General features: G+C 68.9%; 14 protein-coding genes. 4 read left to right on the forward strand and 10 right to left on the reverse strand.

From position 1 onward, the window contains the following. Positions 1 to 73 precede the first annotated feature (73 nt). Positions 74 to 1,753 carry an MDR family MFS transporter gene (locus HNR11_RS04065; RefSeq protein ID WP_179441243.1) on the reverse strand — a complete coding sequence of 560 codons (1,680 nt, stop codon included), beginning with the start codon at positions 1,751 to 1,753 and terminating at the stop codon, positions 74 to 76. Then, positions 1,750 to 2,361 carry a TetR family transcriptional regulator gene (locus HNR11_RS04070; RefSeq protein ID WP_218849647.1) on the reverse strand — a complete coding sequence of 204 codons (612 nt, stop codon included), beginning with the start codon at positions 2,359 to 2,361 and terminating at the stop codon, positions 1,750 to 1,752. The genes HNR11_RS04065 and HNR11_RS04070 overlap by 4 nt, the downstream gene beginning before the upstream one ends. A 119-nt stretch (positions 2,362 to 2,480) precedes the next feature. Here HNR11_RS04070 and HNR11_RS04075 point away from each other — a divergent pair, with 119 nt between their 5' ends. After that, positions 2,481 to 3,020 (forward strand): small multi-drug export protein, encoded by a 540-nt coding sequence (locus HNR11_RS04075; RefSeq protein WP_246310310.1) that lies wholly within the window; start codon positions 2,481 to 2,483, stop codon positions 3,018 to 3,020. 120 nt (positions 3,021 to 3,140) lie between these two features. On the opposite strand, the gene HNR11_RS04080 is transcribed toward HNR11_RS04075, so the two are convergent. From HNR11_RS04080 to HNR11_RS04090, 3 genes are all read right to left on the reverse strand, one after another. Further along, entirely contained in the window at positions 3,141 to 4,307 is a 1,167-nt protein-coding gene (locus HNR11_RS04080; protein ID WP_179441244.1) for a hypothetical protein, read from the reverse strand. Positions 4,308 to 4,381: 74 nt separating this feature from the next. Beyond that, positions 4,382 to 5,455 carry an LLM class flavin-dependent oxidoreductase gene (locus HNR11_RS04085; RefSeq protein WP_179441245.1) on the reverse strand — a complete coding sequence of 358 codons (1,074 nt, stop codon included), beginning with the start codon at positions 5,453 to 5,455 and terminating at the stop codon, positions 4,382 to 4,384. Between the two features lie 89 nt (positions 5,456 to 5,544). Next, positions 5,545 to 6,438: an ArgP/LysG family DNA-binding transcriptional regulator gene (locus HNR11_RS04090; protein WP_179441246.1), complete on the reverse strand. Its 894-nt coding sequence runs from the start codon at positions 6,436 to 6,438 to the stop codon at positions 5,545 to 5,547. Between the two features lie 93 nt (positions 6,439 to 6,531). On the opposite strand from HNR11_RS04090, the gene HNR11_RS04095 reads away from it, so the two are divergent. Next, positions 6,532 to 7,242, forward strand: a complete 711-nt coding sequence (locus HNR11_RS04095) for a LysE/ArgO family amino acid transporter (protein ID WP_179441247.1) — start codon at positions 6,532 to 6,534, stop codon at positions 7,240 to 7,242. Between the two features lie 72 nt (positions 7,243 to 7,314). On the opposite strand, the gene HNR11_RS04100 is transcribed toward HNR11_RS04095, so the two are convergent. Further along, positions 7,315 to 8,880 carry a phytoene desaturase family protein gene (locus tag HNR11_RS04100; protein WP_179441248.1) on the reverse strand — a complete coding sequence of 522 codons (1,566 nt, stop codon included), beginning with the start codon at positions 8,878 to 8,880 and terminating at the stop codon, positions 7,315 to 7,317. Continuing rightward, positions 8,877 to 10,136, reverse strand: coding sequence for a hypothetical protein (locus HNR11_RS04105; protein WP_179441249.1), 1,260 nt, complete (start codon positions 10,134 to 10,136; stop codon positions 8,877 to 8,879). The genes HNR11_RS04100 and HNR11_RS04105 overlap by 4 nt, the downstream gene beginning before the upstream one ends. A gap of 102 nt (positions 10,137 to 10,238) precedes the next feature. Here HNR11_RS04105 and HNR11_RS04110 point away from each other — a divergent pair, with 102 nt between their 5' ends. Both HNR11_RS04110 and HNR11_RS04115 read left to right on the forward strand, forming a co-directional pair. Beyond that, on the forward strand, positions 10,239 to 10,781 hold the full coding sequence (locus tag HNR11_RS04110) for an SRPBCC family protein (protein ID WP_218849648.1): 543 nt from the start codon (positions 10,239 to 10,241) through the stop codon (positions 10,779 to 10,781). 139 nt (positions 10,782 to 10,920) lie between these two features. Further along, positions 10,921 to 11,745, forward strand: a complete 825-nt coding sequence (locus HNR11_RS04115; protein ID WP_179441250.1) for a CGNR zinc finger domain-containing protein — start codon at positions 10,921 to 10,923, stop codon at positions 11,743 to 11,745. Between the two features lie 118 nt (positions 11,746 to 11,863). Here HNR11_RS04115 and HNR11_RS04120 read toward each other — a convergent pair whose 3' ends face one another. From HNR11_RS04120 to HNR11_RS04130, 3 genes are all read right to left on the reverse strand, one after another. Beyond that, positions 11,864 to 12,274 carry a hypothetical protein gene (locus HNR11_RS04120; protein ID WP_179441251.1) on the reverse strand — a complete coding sequence of 137 codons (411 nt, stop codon included), beginning with the start codon at positions 12,272 to 12,274 and terminating at the stop codon, positions 11,864 to 11,866. A 106-nt stretch (positions 12,275 to 12,380) separates the two neighbouring features. Beyond that, a complete protein-coding gene (locus tag HNR11_RS04125; protein WP_179441252.1) occupies positions 12,381 to 12,950 on the reverse strand; it encodes a hypothetical protein in 570 nt (189 codons plus the stop codon). Between the two features lie 62 nt (positions 12,951 to 13,012). Beyond that, positions 13,013 to 14,374: an MATE family efflux transporter gene (locus HNR11_RS04130; protein ID WP_179441253.1), complete on the reverse strand. Its 1,362-nt coding sequence runs from the start codon at positions 14,372 to 14,374 to the stop codon at positions 13,013 to 13,015. Position 14,375: the final 1 nt, after the last annotated feature.

Consider the following 14,375-nt stretch of genomic DNA (forward strand, 5'->3'; position numbering starts at 1 on the left):
GGGCGGAGGCGGGACGGGTGGGATGCGCGGGGTGGGAGAGGCGGGACGGGTGAGCCTGCCGCCCCACGGCGGCTCAGCGCTCCAGGGTCGTGGCCAGCGGCTTCTCCTCCACGAAGAGCAGCATCACGGTGGCGATCAGCGCCAGCGGGACCATCCAGAGGAACAGCGGCACCAGTGCCTCGTTATAGGACTCCACGACCACCGTGTAGATCGGATCCGGCAGTCCGCGCACCAGCTCCGGGGTCAGCGAGTTCGCGCCGACCCCACCGGCGGCGTCGGCGGGCAGCCGTTCGGTGAGCATCTCGGTGAGTCGGCTGGCGAACAGCGAGCCGATCACGGCCGAGCCCAGCGTGGCCCCGACCTGGCGGAAGTAGTTCTGCCCCGCCGTCGCGGTGCCCACGTGACGCAGCGCGAAAGAGTTCTGCGCGACCAGGGTCAGCAGCTGCATGGTGCAGCCCAGTCCGAGGCCGAGCACTCCGAGGTAGAGGCATTCCAGGATCACCGGGGAATCGGCGCTGACCGTGGAGAGCAGCCCCAGCCCGAGTGCGGTGATCACGCTGCCGATCACCATCGTCTTCTTATACCGGCCGGACTTGCTCACCCGGCGCCCGACGATGATGGAGGCGACCAGCAGGGTGCCCATCATCGGGATCATCAACAGTCCGGCCTGGGCGGGCGTATACCCGGTGACCATCTGCAGGTAGGTGGGCATGTACCCCAGCGCGCCGAACATCGCCACGCCGGTGATCAGCCCGGCGACCATGGTCAGCACGAAGTTGCGGCTGCGGAAGAGCATCAGCGGCAGGATCGGTTCCGGGGTGCGGTGCTCGATCCAGGTGAAGAGCAGGCCTGAGATCACCAGCGCGCCGAGCAGCCCAAGGATCATCGGGGAGGTCCAGGCGTATTCGCCCCCGCCCCAGGTCGCCACCAGCACGACGGCGGTGGTGGCCACACCCAGCAGCGCCATCCCCCACACGTCGATGCGACCGCGCGCCTCGGGCTCGCGCGGCGGCAGCTTCAGCAGCATCACGATCCCGATCAGCGCGAGCACGCCCAGCGGCACGTTCATCCACAGCGTCCAGCGCCAACCGGGGCCATCGGTGAGCCAGCCGCCCAGCAGCGGGCCGGCCACCGAGGAGAACGCGAAGACCCCGCCCATGACTCCCATGTAGCGGCCGCGCTCACGCGCCGGGACGACGTCGGCGATGGTCGCCTGGGACAGGATCATCAGACCTCCGCCGCCAAGGCCCTGGATCACCCGGGCTCCGATCAGCTGGGACATGCTGTCCGCGGCCCCGCCGAGCCCGGAACCGATGACGAAGGCGATGATCGCGAAGATGAACAGCGGCTTGCGCCCGAACATGTCCCCGAGCTTGCCGTAGACCGGCATCATCACCGTGGAGGCCAGGATGAACGCGGTGATCACCCAGGCCATGTGCTCCACCCCGTCGAGCTCCCCGACGATGGTCGGCAGCGCGGTGGCCAGCACCGTCTGACCCAGGGAGGCCATCAGCATCGCCAGGATCAGGGCGCTGAAGATCCACTTGAGGTGTCCGGTCTCGGGCTCCGGCGAGGTGCTGGCGTCGGTGGCCGGGTTGCTGGCGTCGGTGACCGGGTCGGCGGCGCGGTCGGTCACGGGCTCGGCGGCAGAGTCGGTGACCGGCTCAGTAATCGCGTCGGTCTCCGCGGCCTGCCCCTGGGTCTGGGACGGCGGTGTGGCCTTCGGCAGCGAAGGCGTCTCTGGCTTGGTCATCGGGTGGTCTCTACGACTTTCCTGAACAGGGCGATGGTCTCGCCGATGAAGGGGTCCAGACTTTCCGCGCCGGACTCGTGGTACCGGGAGAAGGCGAACTTGGTGATGCCCCCGGCCAGCGCCAGCAGGGCCTCGAAGGCGTGGGCTCCGGCTCCTTCGGGAAGCTGCATCCCGCCCTGGTCGGCCTCGGCGTGGACCGCGGAGTACACCAGCCCCTCCACCTGCGCCAGCAGCTCGGCCAGGCGGGCGCGCAGCTGCGGATGCTCGGCGATGATCGCCCGGCGCTGCGCGGCGGTCTCCTCCGGGAGACAGGTGCGCACCACGGACACGAACAGATGCACCACACGGGTGAGCTCGTCCTCGGTGGAGGCATGGAAGCGTTCGACGACGGCTGGGTCCAGCTCGGCGGTTCGGGTGCCGAGCACGGCATCCTCTTTCACCGGGAAGTAGTTGAAGAAGGTGCGGCGCGAGACGCCCGCGCGGGACGCGATCTCATCCACCGTGACGGCTCCGGGACCACCGGCCGATGCCAGGGCGAAGGCCGCCTGGTGGATGGCGTTCCAGGTGTCGCGCTGGTTGCGTTTGCGCTGAGTCAGATTTTCTTGCACCAGTGCATCTTATGCACTGCTATAAGTTTGCACAAGTGCACGTCTTTGACCTGCGGCGCGCCGGGCGGATCACCCCTCAGGCTGACGCTTACGAGCCGCTCCTCCGAAATAATGAAGCAATGCTCGAATCACTCACACTTGCCTCAGACGTCGCCCCCTCGGTCACAGGGGACAGCTGGATCGCCGGCCTGCAGAACTGGACCCAGGGGCTGCCGCCCGCGCTGCAGTGGCTCGGCGTCATCCTGGTCTCCGCCATTCCCTTCGTCGAGTCCTACGGGGGAGCTCCGATCGGGATCATCGCCGGCCTGTACCCGGCGGTGGCGATCTTCGCCGCCGTCGTCGGGAACATGCTCTCGCTGATCCTGGTGGTCTATGTCGCCCACTGGGTGCGCACCGCCGTGCTGCACAAGCGCCCGCAGCGCCCGGCCCCGGAGAAGTCCTCTAAGCGCGAGAAGGTCCGGCGGATCTTTGATCGCTTCGGTGTCCCCGGGGTCTCCATCCTGGGGCCACTGGCCCTGCCGAGTCAGTTCACCGCACCGTTGATGGTCTCCTTCGGGGCCTCCCGCCACGCGGTGATGGCCTGGATGCTGGTCTCGGTGATCCTCTGGGGCGTCGGACTGGGACTGCTCGCGCTCTTCGCGCTCGCCGCCATCGCCTGACCCGGCTGACCCGAAGGGGTGGGCGGGGCGCCAGGCCTTAGGGGCGGCCGGGCCCGTGGGACACCGGGGCCGTAGGCGCACCAGGAGCACTGATCCGACCGGGCACCCGAAGCGCAGGTCTCAGCGCTGCTCGGCGTCCTTGGGGTAGCGCTGGAGTTCGCGAGACCCCTGCGTGAGGTTCTTCAGCTCCACGGTGTCGTCGAAGTTCGCTCCGATGGCCCCGGCGAAGGTGCCCAGCGAGGCTGAGAGCCACGCGATCTCCACGTAGTTCATGAAGCCTGTCCCCTCACCGAGGATCTGCGCCATGAATCCGGGTTCGATCAGCAGCAGCCCGACCACCAGGATGGAGATGAAGAGCCCGAAGTACAGGGCGGCAACGCTGGTCAGCAGGCTCACCACCGTGGAGATGTTGTACATGGCGGCCTCCCGGGCGCCGCCGACTGCCGCCGATCGGTCCCAGAGGCGGTTGCTGATGATCAGCCAGGCGCTGACGATCCCGACGGCGGCCAGCGAGACGATCGCCAGGCGCCAATGCGGCAGGAAGTTCGCCATCTCCCAGATGGTGGTGAAGAAGATGCCGAAGGCGCCGGTGGCGGCTGCGGCGGCGAAGACGCCGGAGAGCTTGGGCAGGGACCACAGCGGCTCATTGGCCGCCACCATCCCCAGGGTCATCCAGAGCCTGCCGGGGAAGAGCATCCCCGGGGAGATGAAGAAGGTGTCGTCGCCCTTCTGCTCCTCCACGTGGGCGTAGTAGCCGCCGTACTCGCGTGCCGCGTCCACCGACTGATTGAGCAGCGCGGTGACCACCCGGTAGAGCTCTCGACGCAGCGAATGCATGATGAACACCGGCCCCAGCGCCGGCAGCGAGACGATCGCGAGCCTGTCTGAGAAGTGCAGCTCCGCGGTCTTGGGGCGTTCACCGGCCATGCGCGGGATCTCGGTGATGATCACCGTCATGTCAGCCTCGGCTTCGCGGGCCCACTGCTTGGCCACGTCGAGGTCGAGCGTGGCGTCTTCTCGCAGCGGGATCAGCACCTGCTCCTGGGTGACCTCGGCACCCCGCGCCCAATGCGCGTTGCGCCCGCGCGGGGGCTGCTTGAGCATCTGGCGCACCAGCAGGGAGGTGCGTCCCGGGTCGGAGTAGACCACGATGCTGCCGTCCCCGACCGGCAGGTCGGCCTCGGAATACTGGCTTACCTGACCCTGGTTCTGGGTGTCCTGCTCCCCTGGTGCCGTGCCCTGATTCGATTCCTCATGCGTATCCTCGGAGGTTTCCTGCGATGCCATGTCATCACAGTACCGTCGCGCGCTGATGACGGTGTCGGCGCGATCCAGCGCGCCGACACCGCCTGCAGGGCCGCTCAGGAGTCGCTGAGCATGTCCAGCACCAGGGGCTTGACCTGGCTGCCGTAGAGCTCGATGGCGCTCATCATGTGCTCATGCGCCAGGCTGGCGTTGCCGTATTTCATGCCGAACCGGCTGTTGCCCAGCAGCTTCTGGGTGCGCACGATCTTCTTGGCCACCGTCTCCGGGGAGCCGACATAGAGCGCTCCCTGGTGGACCTCCTGCTCGAACTGCGCCCGGGACGGGTGCCCGTTGCCCCAACCGCGCTCACGCCCCAGCTTCGCCATGGATTCCGCCCAGGACGGGTAGAAGATGTCCAGCGCCTCCTCGTCGGTGGGGGCCACGAATCCATGCGAGTGCACCGCGATGCGGCGGTTGCCGCTGTGACCAAACTCATCGAGCGCCTTCTGGTAGAGCTGCGCCAGCGGCCGGAAACGCTCGGGGGCGCCGCCGATGATCGCCAGCTCCAGGCCCAGGCCGTGACGCGCGGCTCGCACCACGGAGTTCGGCGTGCCGCCCACAGCGATCCAGGTGGGCAGGCCGTGCTCATGCTCGGTCTTGGGGTAGATCTCCTGGTTCTTCAGCGACCCCCGGGTATTCCCCTGCCAGCTGATCGCCGCCTCGCTGCGCAGTCGGGTGAACAGCTCCACCTTCTCCTCGAAGAGCTGCTCGTAGTCGGAGAGGTCGTAGCCGAAGAGCGGGTAGGACTCGATGAAGGAGCCGCGCCCCAGGGAGACCTCGGCGCGACCACCGGTGAGGCCGTCGATCGTGGCGAAGCGCTGATAGACGCGCACCGGGTCGTCCGAGGAGAGCACGGTGACCGCGGAGGTGAGCTTGATCCGTTCCGTGGCGGCACCGATCGCGGAGAGCACCACGTCCGGGGCGGAGATCGCGTAGTCAGGGCGGTGGTGCTCGCCGATGCCGATCACATCCACTCCAGAGGCGTCGGCCATCTTGGCCTCCGCCAGGACGTTGCGCAGCACCTGGGGCTGCGGGACATCCTGCTCGCCGTCGAGCGTCTTGGTGACGTCTCCGAAGGTGTGCAGGCCGAGTTCGAACTGGTCGCTGTGGCGCTCTGTGCTGATGGTCATGGTCGGTGCAACGCCAAGCCCCGCCACTCCATTCCTAAAAATTTGAAGGACTTTTCAAGCTCGCCCTCAGCGCATGCGGGCCGCCGCCCTCACCGCATGCGGGCCGCCGCCCGACGCACGGCGCCGGTGAGCCGGTCCATCACCGCAGTGGTGCTGGACCAGTGCTGCCAATGCAGGACCGTCTCCTGCAGTCCGATCTCCTCCACGACCGCGAGATCGGGATGCGTCCCCTCCCGCACCCCCGGGGGCATCATCGACTCCGGGATCATTCCCCACCCCAGGCCGTAGCCGACCGCCGCGTTATAGGCCTCCACGGAGGGCACCATATGCGTGGTCGGCGTGCCGGAGACCCCGAGGCGGCGCAGCCCGGTGCGCTGCAGCGAATCGCGGATCCCGTACTCCACCAGCGGCACTCGCTGCCAGTCCACCACCCGACCCGGGGAACGGTGCCGGTCCAGCAGCTCGGTGCTGGCCACCGGCCAGTACCGCATCACGCCCAGCACCGTGGAGCGGCACCCGGAGACTGGGGTCGGATTCTCCGCCACCGCCGCCGCCACCGTGCCGTTGCGCAGCAGCTCATGGGTGTGCTCCTGGTCCTCGGCGTAGAAATGCAGCTCCACGTCATCCCAGGTCGCAGCCTCCTGCAGCACCCGCAAGAACCAGCTGGCCAGGGAATCCGCATTCACCGCCACGGAGAGGGTCACCGTGGGGGCCGCCTCCCCGGGGATCCGATGGAAGCCCAGGCTCCGCCGCGCCTCATCCTCGAGCATCACGGTCTGCCGTGCGATGCGCAGCAGCTCCGCCCCTGACTCTGTGGGCGCCACCGGGACCGTGCGAGTGAGCAGCACATGCCCGACCTCCCTCTCCAGGGCCTTGATCCGCTGGGAGAAGGCAGATCCGGAGATCTGCAGCAGCGCCGAGGCGGACTCGAAGGTCCCCTCATCCACCGCTGCGACGAAGGCGCGCAGGTGATCTGTGTTCATGCCACCAGCCTACCGAGGGATCTGAAGCATTGCTTCAGATCATGAAGGATGATGAGCTGGTGCGGATGCGCCTGGACACTCCAAGATGGAGCCATGACCACCTTGCTCACCGGACTCCTGACCTGCCTGGCCCTCATCGTCGCGATCGGCCCGCAGAGCGCCTGGCTGCTGCGCCAGGGCCTGCGCCGCGATCGAGTGTTCCTGGCCGTGGCCTGCTGCATCTTCGGTGACATCCTGCTCATTGCCCTGGGCACCGCCGGCGTCGGCGCGGTGCTCGACCACGCCCCCTGGCTGATGGAGGTGCTGCGCTGGCTGGGCGTGTCCTACCTGACCTGGTTCGCCTATCGCTCCTTCCGCTCCGCCCGCCGGGCGGGCCAGGCCCTGAAGCCCGGGGTCCACGTCGAGCTCACCAGCACGGACGGCGGACCCTCCGGCCGGGACGACGACGGCGCGCCCACCTCCCCCGGCTCGGGCGGCACCGCCGTGAAGCAGGCACAGCAGGTCCAGGTCACCCGGATCTCTGCCATCGCCGCCACCGGTCTCAGCGTGAGCATCCTGAACCCCCACGCCTGGGTGGACACGATGGTGGTGCTGGGCACCATGGCGAACACCTTCGGGGATCAGCGCTGGCTCTTCGCCGCCGGCGCCGTGCTGGCCTCGATCATCTGGTTCAGCTCCCTGGCACTGGGCGGTGCGGTGCTCTCGAAGTGGTTGAACCGGCCCCGGACCTGGCAGGTGCTCGACATCATGGTGGGTCTGATCATGCTCGTGGTCGCCGGGCTGCTCGCCTTCAGCGGCTTCTGATCCCGGCTCCTGGCCTGGCTGCTGACCCCAACGGCCGGTCCACACGCATGATGCCGGCTTCTGACCTGCCCGCTAGCCCCGGCGCAGCACCGACTGCGCCGCGTGGAACCCGGCCATCCCATGGGCTCCACCACCGGGGGGCGCCGAGGCGGAGCAGAGGTAGACCGCCGGGGCCTGACCTGCCGCGGTCAGGACGGATGTCACACCTTCGGGGGCTCCCGGGGCCTCGTCCCCGGCATGGGGCACCCGATACGGATCCGGTCGCAGCGCAGGCCGGGCCAGGAACTGGCGCAGCGTGGGAGCCCCGGCGCTGATCGAGCCGTCCACGAGGTTGGGATTCCATTCCTGGAGGTCCGCCGGGCTCCACAACTTGCGGGCCTGCACGGTGCTTGCGAAACCAGGCGCCTGGGCCTCGATCTCGGCCTCGATCATCCCCGCGGCCCGGGTCACCGCGGCCCCGGAGAGCCCACCGGGGACATGGGCGTAGGCCCAGGCCACAGTGCGCTCATCGGGCGTCCTGGACGGGTCCGCGGCGCTGGGCTGGGTCAGCAGCACATACGGGCGGCCGGGCAGCGTGCCGCTCACGGCGGCGGCCTCTGCAGCCGCCATCTGCCGGGCGCCGCCGCCCAGATGCACGGTGCTGGCCTGGCCCATCGCTTCATGCCGCCACGGGATGGGGCCTTCGAGCAGATAGTCGATCTTCACGATCCCGGTGCCGTAGTTCCATCGGCTCAGCGCACGGGAGTATCCGCGCGGCAGCCGGAGTCCGCCGAAGCTGCGCAGCTGACGCGGGGTCAGATCCAGCAGCACCGCATCCGGGACGTGCGCACCGGGGCCGGTGCTGCCCGGGATGCGCAGGTCCTCCAATCCGGAGACCCGGCGACCGGTGAGGAGCTTCCCGCCATGGGCTTCGAGCTCTGCCACCAGGGCCCGCACCACCGCGCCGGAGCCTCCCTGGGCCACCGGCCAGCCGCTCGCCTGTGCCGCCGCTCCCAGCAGCAGCCCGAAGGCCGAGGTCAGGGGTCTGCGCAGATCAGTGGTCGCGTGCCCGGCGAGCCCGGCGAAGAGCGCCTTCGCCGGGGCTTCGGCGAAGAGCTGCTGCAGCCAGGTCGAGGGCCAGGCGCCGCGGGCTCCGATCTGGACCAGGGACTGCATCCGGTGCGCTCTCGAATCGGACTGCAGGTTGCTCAACGGAGCGGTCACCGGGGTCATCCCCGCACGCAGCACCCGATCCCAGTCCCGCACCAGCGGGCCGAAGATCCTGGTCCACGCGGCACCGTCCGGGCCCAGCCCGGCGGCGGTGGCACTCACCGAGGAGTGCAGCAGGGCCGGGGGTGCGCCGTCGTCGAGCCCGTGCGCGGCCGGGAACCCAGCGTGGAGATACTTCAGGCCGTGGCGCTCGACCCCGGGAACCGGCGGCGGGCCGAAGGGGAACACACTGGCCCCGAGGTCACTGATCACTCCCTCCGCACCCGGGACCGCCGGGCCGAACTCTCCGGCGAAGAGCTCTGCCGAGCGCATCGCACCTCCAGGCGCGTCCGCGGCCTCATAGACGGTCACCTCCCAGCCGGCCTGGGCCAGCAGGCAGGCCGCGGTCAGCCCGTTCGGACCTGATCCGACGACGGCGGCTCGCTTCATAGGGCTGGACCTTTCAGCTGGGCCACCAGGGCGGCGATGTTGCGGATGAACACGACCATCCAGGAGAACAGGACGGCGGCGCCGATCAGCTCCAGGGAGGTCAGGTTGTAGTAGCCGATGGGCTCCCAGAGCGCCCCGGCGAAGACCACGGCCGCCGCCGCCAGGTAGCTGACCAGATAGAAGGTGCGCGGGAAGCCGGGCAGCAGGTAGGGCATGCCGATCAGGAGGATCAGGAAGGCCAGCCCGAACCCGGCGGTGAAGAGCACGTGGAGGTCATGGTGCAGGCTGATCGGGACCAGTCCGACCCCTGCCAGAGAGACCCCCATGCCGATCATCACCGTCCGGAGCATCCCGATCCTGGGCCGGGAGATGTGCCGGGAGACTGCTGCGCGGAGCCGATGACCGAGGGCGGGCCGGCCATTGCGACGTCGGCCTTCTGCCTGCCGCTGCTCCAGCCTCTCCTCCCGGCGGGTGGTGATGTGCTCGGACCAGATCTCCAAGTCCCGAGTGATGAACGCGGTCAGCGTGGTGATGATCGTCCCGGAGACCACCAGCGTGGTGTTGAAGGTCCAGAACGAGGTCAGCCCGGCCTGGCCGGTGCCCAGCTCCGAGAACATCACATGCCACCAGAACGGGTTCTCGGCGAAGATCATCGAGACCAGCACACCGGAGGCGGTGAACAGCGCCAGCAGCGTGGAGAGCGTGAACGCGTTGATCCGGGCACCGGAGTTGAAGCTGAAGTACCCCGAGGTGCCGCCGACGATGGCGAGCAGCACCGCGCCCGCGATGTAGTCCACGGTCAGCCCGATGAACGCCTCCTGGAAGACCCGGAAGAGGCCCAACGACACCATCACCGCGATCGAGGAGTGGACGACCAGCAGCGCGAGAGTGTCCATCACCTGACGGATCCGCGGGCGCTGACCCAGCCAGATGTTCGCCAGCCGGGTGTTCAGCGAGAACCCCAGCAGAAAGCCCAGCCCGGCGGTGACCCCGCCGATGATCGAGCCGTAGACCTGGATGGACTCCTCCCCGGCCAGCGGCGGCCGGTGCTCACCGAAGACGAAGAACCCCAGCCCCAGACCGATCAGCGCACCACCGATCGCGCACCAGATGGCGCGCGATTCGATGAGCACCTGAAGCCGGGCCTGCGTCTCGGCCTGGGACCGGGTGGTCTCGGCCGGGTGGGTGGCCTCCTCCACCGCGGCCTGCGCCGCGAGCCGGCGGGCCGTGCCATGGGTGGAGGGGGAGCTGGTCACGGTCCAAGCCTTGCCGCAGGTGGGACTTCTTGCAAGCTGGCCCGGTGATCTCCCGGGGATCGGACCCCGCCACGCCGGCACAGCAGACCTAGACTGCCCGGTATGACATCAGCGCCTCACACCCCGCCGAACCCGCCCTCCGCTCCGGGGCAGGTGTACCTGGGAGATCACATCGTGGCGTTCAGCGCCGAAGTGGCGGCCTCCCCCGACGAGATCTTCGCCCTGATCGCCGATCCGCACCGCCACCATGAGATCGACGGTTCGGGCACCGTGCAGCGGCGCGCCACCGGGCCGCACCAGCTCAAGGCCGGGGACCGTTTCAGTGTCGACATGCGGGTCTTCGGGATCCGATACCGGCTGCCGCTGCGGGTGCTGACCGCGCAGCCCCCGGAAGGCGGGCGGCCCGGCGTGCTGGAATGGGCCCAGCCCACCGGACACCGATGGCGCTGGGAGCTGACCCCGCTGCCGCAGGACCCGGCGCGCGAGGAGAAGGGACGCACATGGGTCACCGAGTCCTACGACGCACGGGCTCAGCTCCGACCGGTCCGAGCGGCCCTTTCTCTCTCGAAGGTCTACTCCCGCAACGCTCGCGGCATCCAGGCGTCACTGTCCAGGCTGCAGAAACGCTTCGCCTCTGACAGGTGAGGACAGTTCCGGCACATGAGCAGACCTTCGGTGCGCTGCGGTGATGGACTAATATTGGCCCCACACCAGTGCCCGCCGCCGCGAGGCCGCGGATCTCGGACGGGTGCTATGACCTCGGGAGAGGAGATGCATGTTCGATGTGGATACTGACCGAACCCTCGTAGCAGCAGCCGACCTGGTGAACACCAGCGATGGTCTGCGCAGCGCTACACCCGGTCTGGACCAGCTCACCACGGTGACCCAGCTCAAGGAGTATCTGAGTGCGCGGGATCCGGCGATGCGGTGGCCCGTGTCCGGGGCTGACAGGACGCAGCTGGAGAAGGTGCGGAACCTGCGGGAGAAGGTTCAGCGGATATGGAGCGCGGCCCCGATCGAGTCCGACGCCCCGGTGCAGGTGCTCAACGAGCTCCTGACCGGAGTGGGCCTCAGGGTCGCTCGCGGTTCAGACGGTGACTACCGTGCTGAGCCGGTGCCGGCGTCGAAGGAACTCGTAGATGTGATGACAGCCAGCGTGGCCACCGCCATCCAGCACCTCGTGGTGCGGGATGAGACGGCACGGATGCGCACCTGCAAGGGGGAAGGCTGTGATGCGGTCATCATCGACCTCACCCGCAACCGTTCCCGGCTGTTCTGCGATTTCGGCAACTGCGCCAACCGTGCTCACGTGCGGGCCTACCGGGCCCGTCAGGCGGCACATCGCAAGAGCTTCTCCACCGGTGCAGACACGGCATCGGCAGCAGGGCGTCCCGTCCGGCACGTCGGATCTCATGCGGACACCCTGGAGAGTCCGCGACTGGTCAAGCCGAGCGCGGCAGAGAAGGCGGCACAGATCGAAGTGCCCACATCTCAGTCCGCGGTCGCGGCCAAGGAGTTCCGGGACCGGATGCGGGACGAGCTGATGGAGAAGCGTGAGAAGAAGTCAGCCAAGAAGCTGAAGAAGGACAAGAAGAAGGCCAAGAGATAGCCGCAGGACTGAGGGACCGTCACGGAAACAGGAGGCTGTGACGTGCTTGTCAGTCAGCGACTATGACCCCGGGTCGGTCGGGACTGGTGCTGCTGCACCGGGATCGGCGGACTCGGGGTCAGCTGCGGTCTTCACGGCGGCCGTAGGGCGGCTCGTCCGCCGGGGGCTCCCCGGCGTCGCGCCGGGCCTGGGCCGCCTCATCGGCTTGTTTCCGGCGAGCCTGCTCGCGGCGCTTGGCCACCTGCTGGCGGTAGAGCTCCTCCGAGTTCCGGTTCACCCCGGAGCCTTCGGAGAGGTGCTCGGGATTGTCCCGCGAGGCGAGGTGGAGCATCGAGATCAGCAGCAGCGTGGCGATGAAGGCGATCCCGAACGCGATCAGCCCCAGGTCCAGCCGCGCCGGATTGTCGGTGCCCCCGGAGGCCGTGATCAGGGTGACGAAGCCCGCCACGAACCCCATGGCGAAGGAGAAGATCAGCGGAGCCTTGACCGTCTCGAGCAGAGATCGGCGCCCCTTGTCGTCTTCAGCCACTGGGAGTTCCTCGTTCCTGAGCATCGGTATCTGTTCTGTGATGGGCTGCGCCCGCACCACCTGATCAATTCTACGTCCTGTAGTAGAACCGCGGCGATTCAGCGACTCAACGAGTCGAGCTTCGCCCGCGCTTGACGTCGTGGAGCAGGCCGGCCCCGCTGATCAGCAGCACCACGGCCATGATGGTCACGCCCATCCCGGCGAGCCCGAGGATCCCGTGCGGATCCAGCTGAAGCCCGATGGCCAGGGCGAGTCCGGTGAGCACCCCCACGGCACCGAGGATGATCTGGTCCCGGGCGGGCACGAAGTCATTCCGGGCCCGGAGACCTCCGACGAGCTCGGCCAGGCCCATCGCAGTGAACCCGATGGCGGCGATCACGGCGGCCGCGGTCGCGGTGTTGACGAAGATCACCGCCACCCCGGAGAGCACCCAGGCCGCGGCACCCATGGCCAGCGGGCCGCGCAGCGTGTTCGGCACCGCCTCGACCTTGGCGTAGTCCCAGATGGCCGTGGCGCCGAGCACGAAGAAGCCGGCGATGGAGATCTTCAGCAGCGTGACGGTCTCTCCCTGCCAGAAGATCGCGACCACGGCGAAGACGACGGTGATGACCGCGCGCAGCCAGACCGGACGGGTCAGCTCTTCGGCGGTGGCGGCGGGGATCTTCTGCACAGACACGCAGCAGAGTCTACCGCTGCCGTCTCACACCGCGTCCCCCGGGGCGCCCCGGGGGACGCGGTTCAGCGATGCTCTCCGGCGATCATCCAGCGCTCCCCCCGGGCCCGGACCCCGAGGGTGACCGCGCGCGCGCCCATGAACACCACGGCGAACCCTGCCCAGAGCCAGAGGATGGCCTCGGTACCGGTGAATCCGGCACGCGAGATCCACCACAGCAGCGGCAGGTACACCACCAGGTTCACCAGGCCGACGACGGCGAGGTAGCGCACGTCCCCGGCGCCCATCAGCACGCCGTCGAGCACGAAGACGAACCCGGCGATCGGCTGGGCGAGCGCCATGACCAGCAGGGCTGCGGTGATGCCAGCAGCGACCCGCTCATCGGGGGTGAACAGCGAGGGGACGAAGGGCGCCGCCAGCGCGATCACCGCACCGGTGACCACCCCGAACCCCAGACCCCACCGGGTCATGGTGCGGGTCATCTCCCGGGCCTGGAGCACCCGGGAGGCGCCGAGCTCCTTGCCGATCAGCGCCTGGGCCGCGATCGCCAAGGCGTCGAGCACGAAGGCCAGGGTGGAGAAGATGGTGAAGGCCACCTGGTGCGCGGCCAGGGTGTGCGGGCCCAGGTCGGTGGCAATCAGCACCGTGGCCACGATGGCGGCGCGCAGCGAGACGGTGCGCAGCATCATCCAGGAGCCCACGCTGGCCGCCTGGCGCAGCGCGATCGGGTCCACACCCAGGGGCACGCCGGCGGCGCGCATCCGCGGCACCAGCATCACCAGGTAGGTCAGCGCCATGCCCCACTGAGCGATCGAGGTGCCCAGCGCCGCTCCGGCGGTGCCCATCCCCACCGGGTGCACCAGGATCAGGTTCAGCACGATGTTCGCCCCGAAGCCCACCGCGGCCACGATCAGCGGGGTCTTGGTGTCCTGGAGTCCGCGCAGCATCCCCACCGCGGCGAAGACCAGCAGGATCGCCGGGACCCCGGGAAGCGAGAAGAGCAGGTAGTTCCAGGCGTGGACCTGCATCTCCCCGGAGCTGCCCATGGCCAGGAGGAGCTCCTCGCCGAAGGCCAGTCCGGCGAAGCCGAGCACCGCACCGAGCATCACGGCGAGCCAGAGCCCGTCGCGGCCCGCGGCGAGCGCCCGGGAGAGCCGCCCGGCGCCGAGCAGACGAGCCACTGCCGGGGTGGTCGAGTACGCCAGGAAGATCATCAGCCCGGTGACGGTGTGCATCACGGTGATGCCCAACGCCGCCCCGGCCAGCTCCTGGACCCCGAGTCGCCCGATGATCGCAGTGTCCGCCAGCAGGAACAGCGGCTCGGCCACCAGCGCGCCCAGCGCCGGGACCGCCAGGGCGAGGATCTGCCGTCCCAGCGGGCGTGGGTCTCGTGCGGCGGGGGACTCCTGTTCTGAGCTCTCCGCCATC

The sequence above is a fragment of the Nesterenkonia sandarakina genome, assembly GCF_013410215.1.
GTDB lineage: Bacteria > Actinomycetota > Actinomycetes > Actinomycetales > Micrococcaceae > Nesterenkonia > Nesterenkonia sandarakina.

Bases quoted from the DNA above. Each gene is read 5' to 3' on its own strand.
- HNR11_RS04085 (WP_179441245.1), bottom strand. From the start codon at position 5,455: ATGACCATCAGCACAGAGCGCCACAGCGACCAGTTCGAACTCGGCCTG.
- HNR11_RS04100 (WP_179441248.1), bottom strand. From the start codon at position 8,880: ATGAAGCGAGCCGCCGTCGTCGGATCAGGTCCGAACGGGCTGACCGCG.
- HNR11_RS04110 (WP_218849648.1), top strand. From the start codon at position 10,239: ATGACATCAGCGCCTCACACCCCGCCGAACCCGCCCTCCGCTCCGGGG.
- HNR11_RS04080 (WP_179441244.1), bottom strand. From the start codon at position 4,307: ATGGCATCGCAGGAAACCTCCGAGGATACGCATGAGGAATCGAATCAG.
- HNR11_RS04090 (WP_179441246.1), bottom strand. From the start codon at position 6,438: ATGAACACAGATCACCTGCGCGCCTTCGTCGCAGCGGTGGATGAGGGG.
- HNR11_RS04075 (WP_246310310.1), top strand. From the start codon at position 2,481: ATGCTCGAATCACTCACACTTGCCTCAGACGTCGCCCCCTCGGTCACA.
- HNR11_RS04065 (WP_179441243.1), bottom strand. From the start codon at position 1,753: ATGACCAAGCCAGAGACGCCTTCGCTGCCGAAGGCCACACCGCCGTCC.
- HNR11_RS04130 (WP_179441253.1), bottom strand. From the start codon at position 14,374: ATGGCGGAGAGCTCAGAACAGGAGTCCCCCGCCGCACGAGACCCACGC.
- HNR11_RS04095 (WP_179441247.1), top strand. From the start codon at position 6,532: ATGACCACCTTGCTCACCGGACTCCTGACCTGCCTGGCCCTCATCGTC.